17 protein-coding genes and 5 pseudogenes are annotated in these 17,509 nt (G+C 39.4%); 1 reads left to right on the plus strand and 21 read right to left on the minus strand.

The window, feature by feature from the left end; all coding sequences use genetic code 11:
* The 7 genes and pseudogenes from ACRWSG_RS22065 to ACRWSG_RS22095 all read right to left on the minus strand — a co-directional run.
* Positions 1-141 (minus strand): annotated as a pseudogene (locus ACRWSG_RS22065) (diguanylate cyclase domain-containing protein); the annotation flags it as partial.
* A gap of 155 nt (positions 142-296) precedes the next feature.
* Positions 297-860 (minus strand): hypothetical protein, encoded by a 564-nt coding sequence (locus ACRWSG_RS22070; protein WP_199529172.1) that lies wholly within the window; start codon positions 858-860, stop codon positions 297-299.
* A gap of 357 nt (positions 861-1,217) precedes the next feature.
* Entirely contained in the window at positions 1,218-2,261 is a 1,044-nt protein-coding gene (locus ACRWSG_RS22075) for a TraU family protein (RefSeq protein ID WP_462167561.1), read from the minus strand.
* The gene (locus tag ACRWSG_RS22080; protein WP_155950869.1) at positions 2,261-2,410 is read right to left on the minus strand and encodes a hypothetical protein; all 150 of its coding nucleotides are present in this window, start codon (positions 2,408-2,410) and stop codon (positions 2,261-2,263) included. The genes ACRWSG_RS22075 and ACRWSG_RS22080 overlap by 1 nt, the downstream gene beginning before the upstream one ends.
* On the minus strand, positions 2,407-3,585 hold the full coding sequence (locus ACRWSG_RS22085) for a TrbC family F-type conjugative pilus assembly protein (RefSeq protein ID WP_462167562.1): 1,179 nt from the start codon (positions 3,583-3,585) through the stop codon (positions 2,407-2,409). The genes ACRWSG_RS22080 and ACRWSG_RS22085 overlap by 4 nt, the downstream gene beginning before the upstream one ends.
* Entirely contained in the window at positions 3,572-4,072 is a 501-nt protein-coding gene (lepB, locus tag ACRWSG_RS22090; RefSeq protein ID WP_055022015.1) for a signal peptidase I, read from the minus strand. The genes ACRWSG_RS22085 and lepB overlap by 14 nt, the downstream gene beginning before the upstream one ends.
* 365 nt (positions 4,073-4,437) lie before the next feature.
* Positions 4,438-5,555, minus strand: a pseudogene (locus ACRWSG_RS22095) (IS256 family transposase).
* Positions 5,556-5,707: 152 nt separating this feature from the next.
* On the opposite strand from ACRWSG_RS22095, the pseudogene ACRWSG_RS22100 reads away from it, so the two are divergent.
* A pseudogene (locus tag ACRWSG_RS22100) lies at positions 5,708-6,145 on the plus strand (MauE/DoxX family redox-associated membrane protein); the annotation flags it as partial.
* 216 nt (positions 6,146-6,361) lie between these two features.
* Here the strand turns inward: ACRWSG_RS22100 and ACRWSG_RS22105 are convergent.
* The 14 genes and pseudogenes from ACRWSG_RS22105 to ACRWSG_RS22170 form a co-directional block, all read right to left on the minus strand.
* Positions 6,362-6,712 carry a hypothetical protein gene (locus ACRWSG_RS22105; RefSeq protein WP_004589646.1) on the minus strand — a complete coding sequence of 117 codons (351 nt, stop codon included), beginning with the start codon at positions 6,710-6,712 and terminating at the stop codon, positions 6,362-6,364.
* A gap of 50 nt (positions 6,713-6,762) precedes the next feature.
* Positions 6,763-7,134, minus strand: a complete 372-nt coding sequence (locus tag ACRWSG_RS22110; protein ID WP_019677951.1) for a hypothetical protein — start codon at positions 7,132-7,134, stop codon at positions 6,763-6,765.
* 10 nt (positions 7,135-7,144) lie between these two features.
* Complete coding sequence (locus ACRWSG_RS22115) at positions 7,145-7,567, minus strand: hypothetical protein (protein ID WP_055022014.1); 423 nt, start codon at positions 7,565-7,567, stop codon at positions 7,145-7,147.
* The gene (locus ACRWSG_RS22120; RefSeq protein WP_462167563.1) at positions 7,551-8,216 is read right to left on the minus strand and encodes a methyltransferase family protein; all 666 of its coding nucleotides are present in this window, start codon (positions 8,214-8,216) and stop codon (positions 7,551-7,553) included. The genes ACRWSG_RS22115 and ACRWSG_RS22120 overlap by 17 nt, the downstream gene beginning before the upstream one ends.
* Positions 8,209-8,544 (minus strand): DUF2933 domain-containing protein, encoded by a 336-nt coding sequence (locus ACRWSG_RS22125; protein ID WP_055022013.1) that lies wholly within the window; start codon positions 8,542-8,544, stop codon positions 8,209-8,211. The genes ACRWSG_RS22120 and ACRWSG_RS22125 overlap by 8 nt, the downstream gene beginning before the upstream one ends.
* Positions 8,545-8,553: 9 nt before the next feature.
* Positions 8,554-8,907, minus strand: coding sequence for a cupredoxin domain-containing protein (locus ACRWSG_RS22130; RefSeq protein WP_004589267.1), 354 nt, complete (start codon positions 8,905-8,907; stop codon positions 8,554-8,556).
* A gap of 11 nt (positions 8,908-8,918) precedes the next feature.
* Positions 8,919-11,162: a heavy metal translocating P-type ATPase gene (locus ACRWSG_RS22135; protein WP_462167564.1), complete on the minus strand. Its 2,244-nt coding sequence runs from the start codon at positions 11,160-11,162 to the stop codon at positions 8,919-8,921.
* A gap of 101 nt (positions 11,163-11,263) precedes the next feature.
* Positions 11,264-11,677, minus strand: coding sequence for a MerR family transcriptional regulator (locus ACRWSG_RS22140; RefSeq protein WP_045979599.1), 414 nt, complete (start codon positions 11,675-11,677; stop codon positions 11,264-11,266).
* A gap of 306 nt (positions 11,678-11,983) precedes the next feature.
* The gene (locus ACRWSG_RS22145) at positions 11,984-12,406 is read right to left on the minus strand and encodes a hypothetical protein (protein ID WP_004589264.1); all 423 of its coding nucleotides are present in this window, start codon (positions 12,404-12,406) and stop codon (positions 11,984-11,986) included.
* Between the two features lie 652 nt (positions 12,407-13,058).
* Positions 13,059-13,917, minus strand: a pseudogene (locus tag ACRWSG_RS22150) (copper resistance protein B).
* Positions 13,914-15,738: pseudogene (locus ACRWSG_RS22155) on the minus strand (copper resistance system multicopper oxidase). The pseudogenes ACRWSG_RS22150 and ACRWSG_RS22155 overlap by 4 nt, the downstream one beginning before the upstream one ends.
* Positions 15,739-15,765: 27 nt before the next feature.
* Positions 15,766-16,236 (minus strand): YybH family protein, encoded by a 471-nt coding sequence (locus ACRWSG_RS22160; protein WP_008467847.1) that lies wholly within the window; start codon positions 16,234-16,236, stop codon positions 15,766-15,768.
* Between the two features lie 15 nt (positions 16,237-16,251).
* Positions 16,252-17,139: a copper resistance D family protein gene (locus ACRWSG_RS22165; protein ID WP_045979603.1), complete on the minus strand. Its 888-nt coding sequence runs from the start codon at positions 17,137-17,139 to the stop codon at positions 16,252-16,254.
* 18 nt (positions 17,140-17,157) lie between these two features.
* Entirely contained in the window at positions 17,158-17,505 is a 348-nt protein-coding gene (locus ACRWSG_RS22170) for a copper resistance CopC family protein (protein WP_016708251.1), read from the minus strand.
* Positions 17,506-17,509 lie beyond the last annotated feature (4 nt).

Raw genomic sequence — 17,509 nt, forward strand, 5'->3', positions numbered from 1 at the left:
CTTATCACCAATATTATGCCCAAAACGATCATTAATAGGTTTAAAGTTATTTATATCTGCGATTAATAAAAACCCAGATTTATCATCAAGCTTGTTAACACTTTGATGGAAACCATGACGATTCAATAATTGTGTTAAGGTGTCTAACTCACTTTGTTAATAATGATGTTGATTGGCTCGTTATTTTTTACTAATTGCCATAATGTTAATTCCTGTACAACGGCAAAAATAGCAATATTAACAAAAAAATAACATTGAGCCTTGTTTGCTCTATTGCTTGTTTTTGCCAACTTACATCACCTGCAATGCAAAAATGACTGAGCAAGCTTAATATTATTAATAGAGTATATTTTGTAGTACGCATTTTTTATTATTATAAATAGCAAAGATCCAAAACAAAATATCGAATGAACTAACAAGCCCTGTACACCGATGCTTAAAAATGAGCCAACCTGCTGTGGCTCTGTTACATCCACTAAAATACCCCAGCTGACTAACATATAGCCAATCCCAAGTACAAGCATGATAGCTGCAATTGTGTAACCTATTAACGAATGAACAATACTTGAAAATAGCAATAACAAGCCAAACGTGATGAACGCAGCAATACTTGTTGCAGGCTCAAACCAAAATGCTGGAGCTTCCAAAAATGAATGATGGGAATTCGCATGCCAGTATTCAGGTAATGCTAAAATCACAAACAAATTAAGCTCTGTCATTGCATTGAGTAGCTGTGAAAAAGTCATACTTGCGACATTATCGGTAAATGCAATAAATGTAATGAAACCATCTGCAAGCCAAATACTTAAGTTAGAAATAGCCAGTAGGAACAACATTGCGAGGGTTTGGAATGACAACACGAGGACAAACTCCTTCCTTGAATAGCGAAACTAGAATAGCACTAGTTTTTACATTTACGCAATATTTCCATCTACTTACAGATCTTATTGCAACCCCCCCCTAATGCGCAATGTCACTAATTGATTCATTTTTATACTATGAAGAAGGAAAGTCGCGTATATAGTGTTTTTTTATTCATAACTGACAATACGTGGAGTAATATCTTGTTCAAAGAGCATTTATGGCTGAATAACACTTATCAGAAAATCAAAAATATCGATATTCCCCTCCGCGCTAAAAGCCTTGTCATAAAAGACTTTCTATTCCATTCTTCTCAGAAACCATTCCAGTTTTGGAACAGAAAGTACAATTACTCACTATTTTGAAGGCACATTAATACCAGAACTAATTACGCAACAGTCATTAAACCGCCACAGTAAATATAGGTAGTCTTCAAGACCTGGGATGGTTCTACCACCTGCCGCTGTAGACCATTTATGTTCAGACTCCCCCAATGGGTGACAGCACTTACCATTGGGGGAGTTTATATCAGCTTCAGCTACGGGATGAAGCATCGAAAGCTTATACTGGGATTTGGGGATCATTGGCCAAAACTCGGGTTTACACATTGCATCCTCTCCGATTGTTTTTCTAGCCAACCCCTTTCGGTGCAAACTCGCAAGTACACGTTGTGTCAAAAGAGAAGTTACACGCGTACCAGACTCACCATGATAAACATTTCCAGTAAATGGATAGAGACTTCCGTCGCAGCCAGCACAACCATATGTAGATTCTTGAACATCTCCTGCTGTAATTGCGGCACAATCCGCAGTACACCACGCTTTTGCAATTGGATTTGCAAATATAAATGCTTCTGGGGATAGTAAAATTGAGAGCAAATCATTGTTCCAAGTTGGATCAATCTCGCTAAGGTACATCAAATCAAAATCTGTATATTCACCACCACATTTAGGCAAATACAAAATTTCCAACATCGCAAATAATGGGTATGAATAGTAATGGTATTGGTACGTTGCCAAGTCTGCACCACCGGAGCTTTTAACATCCACTCCAGTCGACAATGAAAATAGATCATCCTGAAGCCTAACTCCCCCTAATGCGGGTGCACACCATGGAACTCTCACATGTTCGACTAATCTAGACGGCTGCCAAAACCCCAGTTGATAGCCAAACTCCGGGATTCCAAGAGCATCATTACAAGCACAAATCGATTGGTCAGGTGCAGCCCCATTTGGTTTTGGACCTACTCCCATCAATCGTACTGGCAAGAAGCACGACCAACAAACTTCATTTATTATGTTGCTAAATACATTCGCGTTATTGCATGCGTTACCTTCAGCTTTTGTTTGCGTTGAAAATAAAGCAACTAAGAAAATAAGGGAAATCAATGTAAAGCGCATTACAATTGGCCCACTTTTGACTCTAACCAATTAAATGCGATTAGAAAGTAATGCCAAGCGGTATCCCAAATTTGCTTTGCTACAGTGGGGTACTCGTAACTTAAATAGATCCCACCCAAAACGCCTAACCCAACTAAAATTAATTTCATTTTTCACTCCAATCGAATTGACGTACCAGTAAATAGCCATTGCTTTGTGTTTCGATTTTGCTTGGTGTAGCTTCCACTTTAAATTTCTCAATAACTTGTTTAGGCAAAATGAAAACTGGTGCCCCAAACTCATTTCGAAACTTACTAAGGTCATCCCACCCTTTGTCTTTATCCATATGGGTTAGATGAATCTGAAACTGTCCTGATATCGATTTTAATTCTTCCTTAACCCAATCAACCTGTGACTTCACATAGGGATCAATTACAAAAATGGTTAAATGCATAGGGTATTGTTTTAAAGGGTTTGTTATGTCGCCAGCTCGAGCCAATATTTCTCCACGGCCATTTTTGATATCTTGAGTTACGCGAACAGTCGTATCTATTAGCCACTGCTTAGATTCATCTGACGTGGGGAGAGGGTAAGTTTTATATTTCTTCCAGAACCTTTCTTTTGCTAAACGTTGCTTCTCAGCCCAATCAATCTTGCCTGCTACAGCTTTCATTTGCTCTATGATGTCAGGTTCGTCAATATTGAATAATTGACCTAATGGTTCAAACTTGAAATCGCCTTGTTTTTGATCAAACTGCTCTTTTGCATATTGCGCATTCAATGTGCCCTGAGCAATAAGATGCTTATTACCATTTCTTATGACGATAGTTGGTACACCGGTTACATTAAACTCTTTAAATCTTAGTGGGTTTATTCCTACATTTGGCTCTACTTTTGATATGGCACTTAATTTCTGAATAAGCTTCATCGTCGATGATATGTGTGTAGCCCCTTTTTCTAGCCCTCTAAATAAAATTGTTAAGTTATGCTCTTTAATCACTTGGAAGGCATCAATAAGTGCTCTTCTGGGCATTGAGAAACTTACGAAAATAGCGCCATCTGTACCTTCTAATAAATCAATCTTATTTTGTTGTTGTGGAAGCGCTCTCTTCATTGTTTCACTGGAAATAACAACAGCCTGATCTGCAATTGACTTGGCTAAAGCTATATCTTTCTCTTGAATTGTTGGCTTATCTATATCTTTTAACCACCCATTTTCTTTGGCTTTCTCGACAGCCTTATTCGCAGCGTCTTGAAAACTAGAAACATCATATTCGTTTTTTTGATTGGCACTTACCGAAACTGAAAACGCACAAAGAAAGACTATCGACTTAAAAAATTGCATATGCTTTTCCCAAAATGTCCTCTTCATTTATTGGCCCCCAAAACCTGCTGTCATAGCTATAAATAGTCTCACCAACCATAAAGAATTCATTTTCATTCAAGGTGATTTGTCGCTCATACTCTTTTGGGTTTAACTGTAAGAAATTAATGGCATGCGTCATTCCAGCAATTTCAGATTCGACTCGATTTACATACATTTCATTTGGCGAGTATTTGATTTCATCTCCTGGAACACCGGCTGCAATTTTTATGAAGCTCAGCCCTTTATCAAAATTTTTATCTTCCTTGTTAAATTTGAATGCAACTAAATCACCCCTTTTAATATCCTTATCACGCTTGTCGACTATGAACATGCGAGCATACAAACACTGCTCTTGAAAGGTAGGAAAAGAAAATGTGAAGCGAGCAAAAAATAATTCCGCTAACCCATATAAGCCTAGTAGTGTAAGGCAGACTATGATTGTGCTTTTTAACTTTATGCTATTCATAGCTAACTGTTTTTGTGAGAACGTAAATAAATTCTACAGTGGGATTTTTGAGTAATTCTGAGATTTTCTTTCGTATTGAACTTTTTTTGGGGGGTTAAGAGAATATTTGTGGTACATTAACAACATACTAAAGTCTCCTCCAAAGAACTCTAGTATAAAAAAAGGTAGCCTTTGGTTGAGGCTACCTTTTTTTTAACTTAGACATTTCCTGTCTTAATGCACTTGTTTGGTAAAGTTTTAATATCTAATCAATTTTAGAGAGTTGAGCATAATGAAGTTGAGCTTTGAATTATTTAATTAGATTGTTAACTAAGGCAAATTTCGCCAATGTCTTGACCCCGTAACAGATTCTGTGTAGCTGCCACTTAGTTTATATGTCTTTCGAGGGGTTCCTCGAATTCGAGGATAAATCGACTCATCGCCTGACGCCAGTTTTGAATGGGCATTGTCCATTTTTTACTGGCATCTTGAATTGCAAGGTAAACCATCTTTCTTGCTAAGTCATCACTCGGGAAGACTTTTCGCTTCTTAATCGCTTTCCTAATCACACTGTTAAGCGACTCTATCGCATTGGTTGTGTAGATTGCCTTTAGAATATCCTCAGGATAATTAAAAAGCGTATTTAGATTTTGCCAATGATTGCGCCATGATTTTGTAGTCTGCGGATACTGGCTATCCCAGGCATCACCAAAGCGCTCTAATTCAAGTAAGGCTTCATCTTCTGTGGCTAAGCGGTAAACGCGCTTGAGGTCTGCTGTAACGGCCTTGTAGTCTTTCCATGAAACATGCTTCAATGAATTTCGCACCATATGCACAATACACAGTTGAATGTTGGTTTGAGGGAATAATGTGTTGAAAAGCCTTTTAGGCCATCAACACACGCTATGAGGATGTCTTCTACACCACGCTGTTGAAGTTCGGTCAGCACATTTAACCAGAATTTGGCACCTTCATTCTCGGCAATCCACATTCCCATCAACTCTTTATGGCCTTCGGTATTTATTCCTAATGCAAGAAAAATGGACTTGTTGATAACCCGTTTATCTTGGCGAACTTTAACGACGATACAGTCTAGGTAAACAATAGGGTAAACAGCGTCTAAAGGGCGAGATTGCCATTCAATTACCTGCTCAATAACCGCGTTCGTGACACGAGACACCAACGTAGGCGATATCTCAGCACCATACCATTTATCCAATGCACTGACGATTTCACGGGTACTCATACACTGCGCGTAAAGCCAGAGGATTTTATCGTCCATGGACGTAAAGCGGGTTTGGTTCTTTTTGACCAACTTTGGCTCAAAGGAGCCTTCACGGTCACGAGGAGTGTCGAGTTCAAATTCACCATCTTCAGTTTTAACTCGTTTAGTACTTTTACCGTTGCGACTGTTTGTAGAAGTTGATTTATGGTGCTTCTCATAACCTAGATGCTCATCCATCTCTGCATTTAGTGCCGCTTCAACGGTGATTTTCTTGAGCATCTGGCTAAATTCGTTTAGGTCCTAAGAGGATTTAATCCCTTTGGCGGCTTCTCTTGCGAAAGCTTCAAGTTCTTTCTTATTCATGTTCATCTGCCTATCCTTAACCCATCCAAAGGGTAATTTGAGATAGGCAATTACACAAAATTAGTTACAGTCTCCTTCTTGCTGTCGCATTTCAACATTTTGTTTCCGACTCATTTATCTCCATCAGAACACTGATGCTATTTATAGCTTTTTCAATGACGCTCTTAGCGGTGCAAAAACTGAAAGACCTATACAGTTTCACAAATTCGTTTATTACTTATGATTTACTAACGATGAGATGGATAAGATATGGTTATATTTATCCCTTCATTGAAGCATATGCAGGTATTGGTATGGTTGCCCAACTACAGCCTCTCGCAGTGGCACCATTTTCATTGTTTATCGGCACAGTTGGAGCAATTTCAGTTTTCAAAGCCGTTTACATTGACAAACGCCAGTTAAAGTGTGCCTGTGTAGGCGGCGATAGCAGTGTGCCACTTGGATTTGTATCGCTATCTGAAAACTTATTTATGATCGCGGGAGCATTGATTATGCTGCTGATGTAAAGGTATAGCTCTATTCGGCGGCCCCTTAACTGTTAAGATTAGACCTAGGATGCCTGCCCACACCTTTCTAATCCATATGTAACATTTTTTCTGTCGTACTGGCATCAAGATAACCAGAACTGAGCAAACAATCTCAGAGGTTGTACAAAATAACACTAAAGCTTTTTCATTAAGTTTTATTGTTATGCTCTTGTGGTGGCTTTCGCCACCACTTTATTAGTTTTCAAGTTCCACCATATCTTTCGCTGCAATGTCACCAGACACTAGCTTTACAGTTGCGAAATGATCATTCACAATTTTAGTAATTTGTACCGTTCCTACCTTTTCGATAGTGTAGGGATCTTCACCTTCACTCAATACTATTCTTTCATGGAATCTAATAACACTGTATTTTTGCCCAACCTCTGCACCATGCTTAGCACCAATACAGATTAGAGTTCGATTATCAGAACTTTCTACTACCTGACCCCTCATCATGTATTTATGATAAAAAGTGGTATTGGAACAACCCACTAAATATAAACCGAATGTAAGCAATAAAAGAGCTTTTATATAGGGTGTTTTCATCACTGTTACCTCATTTGACTAACTAATTATCTATACACTTTTTTATGAATTCATTTGTTTTTCCGGCCAGCCCCCGAAGGTGCTTGATGACAACTCCAAGGCTTATGAACAGAGTTATCTTTGATGTTCTGATCAACAAATTTATAGTAACTTTCTTTAGTATGTGTCCACCAATCATCATGAACATCTGCGCCATACTTACGGATTACCTCCTCAATCCCATCAAGGCTTACGTTTGCGGCATCATAGGCAAGGTGTATTTCACCTTCTTTGATGTTGTAACTAACTTCATCTATACCAAAAAGCTGATCTATTTCTTTTACTAACTCGTCACAGCTTTCTTCTGTGACATTGCTAAGCTTTAGATTTCGAACAACTAAATTTTGCTCTCTAACGCCAACTCTATGATCTAAATCGCTCATAATTTTTCTCCTAATGTTTGTGTGAATGCTGTTGATTGCTATCTTTCATTTCTTCCATTTTCCGGTTCATCTGCGGCATCATGTTCTCCATCATTTCTAAATGATGTTCAGTCATCTTGATTTGTTGATGCATTGGCATTTCTTCCATGTTTTTGTGCATGGATTGCATCATCTTCATCATTGAACGGTGATGTTCAACCATCATCTGCTGTTGCCTGTCAGGATCTTTTTCAGTTTTAATGGCATGGACTTCCTTTTTCATTTCCATCATCTTTTTATGCATTTCTCCCATGTTCTCATGTGGTATTGTCATGCCTTGATGCATACCAGCTTTGTTCGCACCTTCATGTTTATGCTCATTGTTTTGGGCAAATGAGCTAGTGGTTATCAGTAGTGAACCAATAAATAAAATTGATTTAGTTAACGTTTTCATGATTTTTACCTTCTACACTTTTATTAAAACTTGGGATCCAACTTGGTGTCGATTCCATATACCTGTGGTACTCCGAACCAAATTCAGCAATCGCCTGTGCTTCTTCGCGTTTCGCTAGCTTGACGTAAACAACGACTAAGATCGGAAACATCGCAAGTGTTGGGATTGTCGACCACTGCAATAAAAAGCCGAACATGATTAGAATGAAAGCTACATACTGTGGGTGGCGACACCTTGCATACCATCCAGTTGTAGCCAATTGATGATGTTTTTGCGCGTGATGCAATACATTCCATGCTGAAGACAACATAAAGAAACCTGCAACAATAAACACCATACTCACTATATGAAATGGGTCCCAATGGGCATCACCTTGAAATCCAAAGAAAGTATGTAATAAATGCCCATTTTCATGCGCAAAGAAATTTACTTCTGGATAGGTCTCCGTCAGCCACCCCGACAGAAAATAGATAGTTAAAGGAAAGCCATACATTTCAGTAAATAGGGCAACAATAAAGGCAGAGAACGCGCTTAGACTTCTCCAATCAGTTGATGTTTTTGGTTTGACAAAACTAAAGGCAAAAAAGATAAAAATTGCTGAGTTCAGTATCACCATTGACCATAAGCCATAATCATATGTTTCATTCATCACTGCTCTCCTTTTTATGTGATTCCTTACGTGCCTTTTCTAACCCTTGTATGTAGCCATCGCGATAGGCTGCATTTTTATCCGTGAGTTCTTGAAAGCTCTCTTCCTTTTTTTCATCAGGCGCATGTGAATGATCGTGACCATGTTTACCATGATTGCCATGCATAAATACGTGCATCAAGGGGCATAGCAATAAAATCAAGTAGGGAAGAAATTGCAGCGTATGTTGACCATGCTCAAGCACTAAGAAGTAGGTCACTGCGGCAATAAGTGCCAGTGCAGCCCAGCCTGTAGGTGTTGACCAAAAATTAGGGTGTTGATTTTTCATATTGCCCTCCTAAACGACTTTTAAGACACCGCGATACATTTGCATCTGACAGTGAAACTCATGCTCTCCCGGTGATAAGTTCAATAGGGTAATTTGAGTAATTTCATTTAATTTAAGCTGTTCGCTTATATCCAATGAAGGAATAAGCATTGTTTCAGCGCAGGGGGATTGATCTTTGCGCATAAACTTCAGAGTGACAGGCTGGCTAGCAGACACCTGAATTGAGGATGGGGAATACACGCCATCCCTCACTTCAATGAGTACTTCATTACCTTGAACGATTGTTTTATTGGGTTTATATAGCCAAAACCACCAAACAATCAGCGCGATTAACATTAAGCCTAATAAGTTAATAACCATCATTGTGATTCTCCTTAATGCTCTTTTGCTTTAAACAAGCGAAGTCGATTTGCATTTGACACTACAGTCAATGACGAAAACGCCATTGCAGCACCTGCAATTACAGGGCTAAGCAGAATGCCAAAGAAGGGGTATAGAACCCCCGCAGCAAAAGGAATCCCGGCTACGTTATAGACAAACGCGCCAAACAAGTTTTGTTTGATATTTCGTAAAGTAGCTTTGCTTACCGCTATGGCATCGGCAAGGCCATGAAGTGAACCACGCATTAGGGTAATGTCAGCACTTTCGATAGCTACATCAGTCCCTGTGCCTATGGCGAAGCCAACATCGGCTAACGCTAGCGCAGGAGCATCGTTGATGCCATCTCCTGTCATACCAACAATTTCGCCACTGCCTTGTAGCTCTTTCACCTTGTTGGCTTTATCTTCTGGCAGCACCTCAGCAAGAAATTCGCTAATACCTGCTTTTTTGGCAACAGCGGCAGCGGTTTCCTTGTTATCACCTGTTAACATGATGACGCGTATACCATTAGCCTGAAGCCGTTTGATAGCAGAGATTGAGTCTGACTTAATGGGATCTGCGACAGCAATGATTGCGGCAAGTTCACCATCTACAGCAAAGTACATAGGTGTTTTGGCTTCTTTGGCTAAAGACTGGGCTTTTCCAACAAAGCCTGTGAGGTCTATGCCTTTTAACTTCATTAGTTTATCGTTACCAAAAAGCAGGACTTTATTGTTACAGTTTGCTTCTACACCAAAACCCGTAATAGCATTAAACGATTCAATTTTTAGTAACTCAATATCCTTATCTAAAGCACTTTCAACAATCGCTTGCGCTAAAGGGTGCTCTGAGCCGCTTTCTAAACTTGCTGCAAGCTGTAGTACGTCTTTTTCGTCAGTAGCTTTTGCTAAAACAATATCGGTTACCTTAGGTGCCCCTTCAGTAATAGTGCCCGTTTTATCTAAAATCATGGCAGTGATTTTAGAGGCGGTTTGCAGTGCCTCACCGTTGCGAATAAGTACTCCGGCTTCTGCTGCTTTTCCTACTCCGACCATGACAGACATGGGTGTTGCCAAGCCTAAAGCACACGGGCAGGCAATAATAAGCACAGTAGTTGCTGATACGATAGCAAAAGCAATTGCTGGCTCAGGGCCAAAGTTAAGCCATGCTAACGCACTTAACACCGAGATGATCATGACTACAGGAACGAAATAGGCGGAAATAACATCGGCCAAGCGGCCAATCGGCGGTTTTGAATTTTGCGCTCGTTTCACCATATTGATGATCTGTGCAAGCGCCGTATCTTTACCAACACGTGTGGCTCTGAATAAAATCATGCCTGATTTGTTCAACGTGCCAGCGACAACCTCATCTTCCTCGGCTTTTTCAACGGGCATCGGTTCACCTGTCAGCATGGACTCGTCAATAGACGTGTGTCCTTCCAATACCACACCATCGACGGGAATTTTTTCACCCGGTTTTACCTTCACAATATCGTTAAGTAAAACCTGCTCAATACCAATCTGAACTTCTTTGCTATCACGAACCACGGTTGCCGTTTTGGTTTGCAAGCCGATAAGACGTTTAATGGCCTCAGAGGTTTTACCTCTGGCTTTTATTTCTAATGCTAAACCTAAATCAATCAAGCCAATGATCATGGCGGTCGCTTCAAAATAAACATGCCGAGCCATCAATGGAACGGCGTCAGGTGCAAACACAACAACCATTGAGTACACCCAAGCTGTACCTGTTCCCAAAGCTATTAGTGTGTCCATATTAGCGGAGTGGTTTTTAAAGCTTTTCCAAGCGCCAACATAAAAATGCTTACCTGAAAAATACATAACACCAAAAGTTAAAATACCGACAACCAGCCAAGACATGCGTTCAAGGTTTGTTTCAACTGTCATTTCTCCAACTACAATGCTGTAGATCATCAAAGGAACGCCGAGTGAAAGGGCAATAAACGTATCGCGCATTAGCTTTTTGTAATATGCCCAATCCGCCGCCTCTTTCTCGTCAAGCGCATCTGTTGCTGAGCTATCATCAATTGGCTTCGCGTTATACCCCACTGACTCAACAGCTTTGATCAATTCTTCTGTCTTAGCTGTCCCAGAAACTGTTACAGTCCTATCAGCAAAATTCATTTCTGCACTGACGACTCCATGAGTTGCCTTTAACGCCCCTTCAATTTTGCCTACACAGCTAGCACACCCAGCGCCTTCAATGATGAGCTGTTGGCTTTGTGATGTTTTTTCCAACGTATTCTCCTTACTTTTACACGAAGAGGATTGAGTTTTTGCCTGACAGCAACAGCCTGATTCGGTTTCTATATTTGTATTAGTAGTTACCATTTTTCCTCCTATGCCTTTTTAATTTGTTCAAAGTTTTCGATGAGATGACAAACCATGTTTGCAGTCGGCGCTTTGTCTTCCATTTCTTCCCATTGAGAAAGCGCTGAAGACATTTTCCCTCGAAGTGCCAACATTGCTTGAAACTGTTTTTCTGTTTCTTCAAGCCGCTCTTTGATGAGGCTTCTGACTAATGGGCACGCACTTGTACCATCTTCAGATTCATTAAGAATTTGCTTGATATCAGCAACGGAAAAACCAAGATTTCTGGCACTTAAAATGAACTTAAGTCTCGATACTTCTTTATTCGAGTATGACTTGTAGCCGTTCACTGACTTAGCAGGTTTTAACAGTCCCAATCGCGTGTAATAGCGCACCGTATCAGCAGTCGTTCCAAGGCTTTTTGACAGTTCTGCTACTTTCATATTTACTCCTTAGTTTTTCACCTAAGTTTGTACTCTCACCTACAGCTTAGACCTGTGTCTAAGACACAGGTCAAGTGATTATTCGTGATTAATAATGCAAAAGCTAAAAACTAATTTTTGGTAAAAAGAGGAATCTCGGCCAAAATCGACAGTATTAATTACTGTAAATGGCAATAACTTGAGCATTTTCATAATGCCTTTCCAAATATCGTACTAATCGTTCAAAACAATTGATTATTTAAATCAATGAATAAGTCATTCTATTTTTGATGGGAGTGGCGAAAAAAAGACGCACTGATCCTGTGATTAGCCAATAATTGGTGGACGATAAAGTAAGAGATGGATACCAGATTTTGGTAGGGGTGTACGCTGTAGAATTAGCTCAGAATGAATATTGCAAATACCTTCGTCTTGCGCTTCCACAAGATAGGCATTTAAATGAAAGCTTGTACAAAAACCGCCTTCACAACAAACACAATCACCAGCTTTACATTTTTCACAGTCTTCATCACCATGACGGTTTTTAGAATCTTGCGAATTTTCAGTGTGATAGTGACTATTGTCAATCATTGATTGATGATGCATATTTTTGCTTGGTTGTATAATATGCGTGTCGGATGAGCCATTATGATGCTCTTCACAATTCATTGGTTTAGCAATAGCAAAGCCATGCTGCGTAAGCAACACAGTTATTATTACTATTTTAAACCACCTGAAAAGTCCAAACATTATCATTCCTTCTTTAGCACCTACAATATTAGCCACTTTATAAAAATAATTTTATGATCTTGATCAACCTTTGAACTAAAACCTAAACTTTTTACTTTTTACTTTTTACTTTTTACTTTTTACTTTTTACTTTTTACTTTTTTAAACAGCTTAAACTTCACAAGTATAAAAGGGGTGTCTAATTTATACTCATGAGATTGAAGCCAAGCATGAGCACCATTAAAAGAAATAAAAACCCTACGCTCATAATTAGGTATTGAGTAAGGGATCATTTTTCCAATTGTTCAGCTTTAAGCGCTGTACTTTGCAACAATCGGTTCTATCCCGGGCACATCCAATTCCCGTTCATCAAAAGTGATAAAATGGCCTATTGTAGGTCTTTCAATGGCGATGTTTTTTGCCTTGACTCTTTAACCTTAACCATTCGCCAACTTTACTTCTTAGCTGATATTCCACCTTGATAGGTATACACCAGACTGGCACCGACTGAAAACAAGAAGTAGCTTACTATTACTGCTCTTAGTTCTTTCCAAAAAAACTATTAGCTAGGCCTTTCCTAACATAACTAAAATGGTTTAAATCCCAAAAAACGAAAGCTACCATCAATATAGTTGCGGTAGCTCTCATCAAGTCAATATAGTATTTCTTCACATCAGAGCCAGAACTTGATACCTGCAACAAAAGCAGTATCACGAGTACTTTGCCCATTTAACTTCGCAAAGTCGGCTGTATTACCAAATTTATTTGTCCACTCAACGCCAACATAGGGAGCAAACTGGCGGGTAAACTCATAACGAACCCGAAAACCAATAGCACTGCTAGACAAGCCACTACCAAGGTTATTTTGGACGTCATCCTTACCGTAAAGCGTCAACTCTGCTCGTGGTTGAACAATTAACTTTTGAGTAAGTAATAGCTCATACTCAGCTTCGATCGAAAATGCACTATTACCTTGCTCTCCTAAATACGCAGTCATATCAATTTCAAACCAGTAGGGGGCTAGACCTTGTAAACCAAAAGCTAGCCATTTGCGGTTTTCACCTTCGTTATTGTAATCAAGTCGAATACCGACTTGTGTATCCCAATAAGCAGATATTGCGTATCCATAGAAAATCTGTTTGGTTCTCCTCTAAATTACCTTCGCTAAAATCTCCTTCAGTTTTGATGACTAATCTATCAAAAGTAGTGCCATACCATGCCTGAAAGTCAAAAACACCTGCGTTTGTTTGCTCATTATATTCAAGACGATCCCCTAGTAGCGCGTAAAATGAATGCTCATCTGCCAAAGTCAGTCGTTTGTCGCTATTGAGTGCATAAGGACCTTCAGTCAATGTTGTACCTGCGGCATAAGCATGAGGGTCTCTAGCATCTTTAGGTGCATCTCCACCTTGTGCTTGCATTTTAGAATCACCCATCTCAGTCATCTCATCTTTTGCAGATACAGATACACTTATAAGGGGCAAACCTATTAATAATAGTTTTAACGTATTGGTTAGTATTAATTTTCTCATGATACAACTACCTCTCTAAACATACCTGCATCCATGTGGAATAATAAATGGCAATGCCATGCCCAGCGACCTACGTCATGAGGTGTTGTTAAAAAACTAATTCTTTGCGCTGGTTGTACAGGGATAGTATGGCGACGAACCTGTACATCACCTTTTTCATTCTCCAAATCGCTCCACATACCATGCAGGTGCATTGGATGTGTCATCATTGTATCGTTTTGTAAAATAACTCTTAAACGTTGATTATGCTTCATGTGAACTGGCGTGCTTTTTCCAAATTCCAAGCCATCAAATGACCAGCTATAACGCTCCATGTTTCCAGTTAAATGTAATTCAATTTCAGCCTCAGGCTCTTGCTGGCTTGTAATTCCCTCAAGAGAATGTAAATCTGCAAGTGTTAAAACACGGCGTCCATTTTTACGTAAACCTATACCGGGATCATCAAGGTTTGTTCTAGGCATATCAACACGCATATCAACAGAAGCTCCATACTCTGTTTTTGCATGACGCACTTTAGTGCTAGCAACAGCTAATGGGTTTTTAGTCATTCCATGTTTACTATGATCCATTGCCATCGCTCCATGACCCATTGCACTATGATCCATTTTATTAGAATTCATGCCCCACATACCTGCCGTATCAGCCATTGTAGAATGCACACTATCATGGGTCATATTGCCCATCATATCTGTCATCGTTAACCACTCAACGGGGTCTAAAGAAGGTACTGGTGCATCAACGTTAGGTGCCATTGATAAAGTACCTTTAGCATAACCTGAGCGATCCATGCTTTGTGCAAAAATCGTATATGCGTCATTTTTTGGCTCGACAAGTACATCATAAGTTTCACCGGGACCAAATCTAAATTCATCTACTGTCACAGGTTCAACATTTTGTCCATCAGCTTGTACAACTGTTAACTTCAGCTCAGGTATTCTTACATCAAAAAACGTATTGCTAGAACCGTTAATAAATCTAAGCCTAACCTTTTCGCCAGCTTTAAACATTCCACGCCAATTTGTCAAAGGCGCACAACCATTCATTAAAAAAGTCATTGCAGATGCTGATAAGTCTGCAAGATCTGTAGGGTTCATTCTCATTTTATTCCACATTTCCCGGCGTTGTAGCGCATTTGAAACGCTGCTATTTGAAATGTCATCAAAAAACTTCTGGAACAGTAGGTTGATTAAAGTTAAATACATCGCTCTGTACTTTTAACTTGCGAAACAAATCCATTGGGTCATCATCAGTCCAATCAGACAATTGGATGACATGCTCATTGTCAGCACTAATAATATCCTTTTCTCTTGGCTCAATAATTAATGCGCCGTACATACCTGTCATTTCTTGAAAACCACTGTGTGAGTGATACCAATATGTGCCGCTTTGTTGCAGCTTAAATTTATAAACAAAGGTTTCACCCGGCATTATACCTTTAAAGCTAATACCCGGTACGCCATCCATTTGATACGGAAGAATGATCCCATGCCAATGAATTGAACTCGGCACTGATAATTTATTCGTTACCCTGATAGTAACGTCATCACCTTCTCTGAGGCGCAAGGTAGGAGCTGGTATTGAGCCATTGATTGTTGTAGCCATTCTTACAACACCTGTGAAGTTTACTGGTGACTCATCTATCACCAGATCTATGACTTCCCCACTTAGTTCGGGCGCAGTACCTGTTGAAGTTCCAGCAAGCAAAGATGAAGCTGCATGAAGAACACTTGGAAAAGCAGCTAATACACCGCCAGCAGCTAATCCTTGTACAAAGCGTCTACGTGGCGTAGAAACTTGATGTAATGGATTGTTATTTCTCATTTTACTCTCCGTTGTTTGAACAATAAATTAATGTGACCAATGAATGTGCTTAATCTTCCATTCACCATTTTGTTTTTCCAGCACCATCGTTTCCATGCCTTGATAATCGCGTTCAACACCTTTATGAGTACCTGTAGTTTGACTGCGCGACGCAGAGATAGCGGTATTTCCAAGTATCGTCACTTGATGTTCAAGTGTGTCGCTCTTCATCGCTGCTAAATACTTCATATCCGACAACATATGATGATGAGCATATTCATCAGCGCTCCTTTCAACGCGGCCTCCCTCGAAAATGGTGACATCATCCGCTAACTGCGCTCTAGCCTGTTTTTGATTGCCAGTTTCAAGTGCTTGATGAAATGCCAAAACAACTTTTGCGGCTGGGGTATCTATACCTTTAAACAAACCTTTGTCTTTGTTCTTATCACCATGAGCGTTTGCTGCGAAACTAAACGTCATTAATAAAACGAGTAATATATTTATTGTTTTCATTTTCATTCTCTCTTTTAGGTTTTAATTTGCAGGGCCAACAACACTAGTAAGCCCAGCCGTTACAGATAAAATGGCAAAAGCTACTACCATTTCTATCGAGATAGATTTAGATAAAGCCTCTCTGCCTTGACTATTTTTAAGTTGTGGAACGAGTATTAGTTTATGTTTAGCAGCAAGTGCCAAAATAGACACTACAAGGGCCAATTTAAACAACAGTGTTTGTCCGTAACTTGAGCTTATTAGTGCATCAAGACTTCCGACCAATTGAATCACGAGCCAGAGGCCTGCTACCAACAATAGGCTCAATGTAAAACTTGCTTGTTTGCCAAAGCTTTCCATCAGCAAATGAAGTTCTGCATAACTTAGCTGATGGCAAGCCTGTTTTAGTGGCAATAACGCCCCAAACCACCATGCCATAACGAGCACATGCAAAATAAGCAAGCCTTTTTCAATTGTGCCTAACTCAGAAATATGACCCAGTAACGTGAATGAGTATGCAAGGATTAATAAACTCAACATTAAAGCGCTTTGTTTTAAGTACGAGTTCACAGCGAGTTTGAACCTTAAAGCTAAAGCGATTATTGCGGTAACTAGCCCAAGCGCTCGAAGCAAAGCTCCAGTGCCGACAGAGGAGTCCCACATAATAGCCAATATATCAGCGTCTATCGCCCCCTGAATTCCCTCTTCTGCCATTGCACCAGTACTGGCAAAGAACCAAGTAATATTAGCGATCAAAGCCATAACTATATAAGTTCTTGTCCACGTTAAATTCGCTATTACAGCATTACTATGAGATTCATTATGCTCAAAAATTTGTCTGAAAAATGTATAGCCGGCAATACAGGCAAAGCCGACGTAAAATACAATTTTTGACAGTACAATGACTGTATTCCAGATATACATTTCCATATCAATCACACAGCCTTACTAATGAACCATAAAGCCGAAGCTATCTTTCATTTTATGTCCATCTTTACCTAAATAGGTCACATCAACGATATAGTTTGTTGGAGCTAATTTAGGTAGTTCCCATGAAAACTCTCTGGAAGCTTCTTTTGATGGTTTAAAGTCAAATTTAATATTTTCACCTTTTTTATTTTTCAACGTAACTTTAACTACACGTACCTCTTTGCTAAATCCCAATGTCAATTTTTCTGGAGTATTCATTAGCATTGCATTATCAGCAGGCACGCTTTTTTCAAGATGCACATGTGCAAATACTGCACTACTAAAAACAACACTGATTATGGTTAAAAGTTTAATTAATGTTTTCATATAT

The sequence above is a fragment of the Pseudoalteromonas sp. GB43 genome, assembly GCF_054923805.1.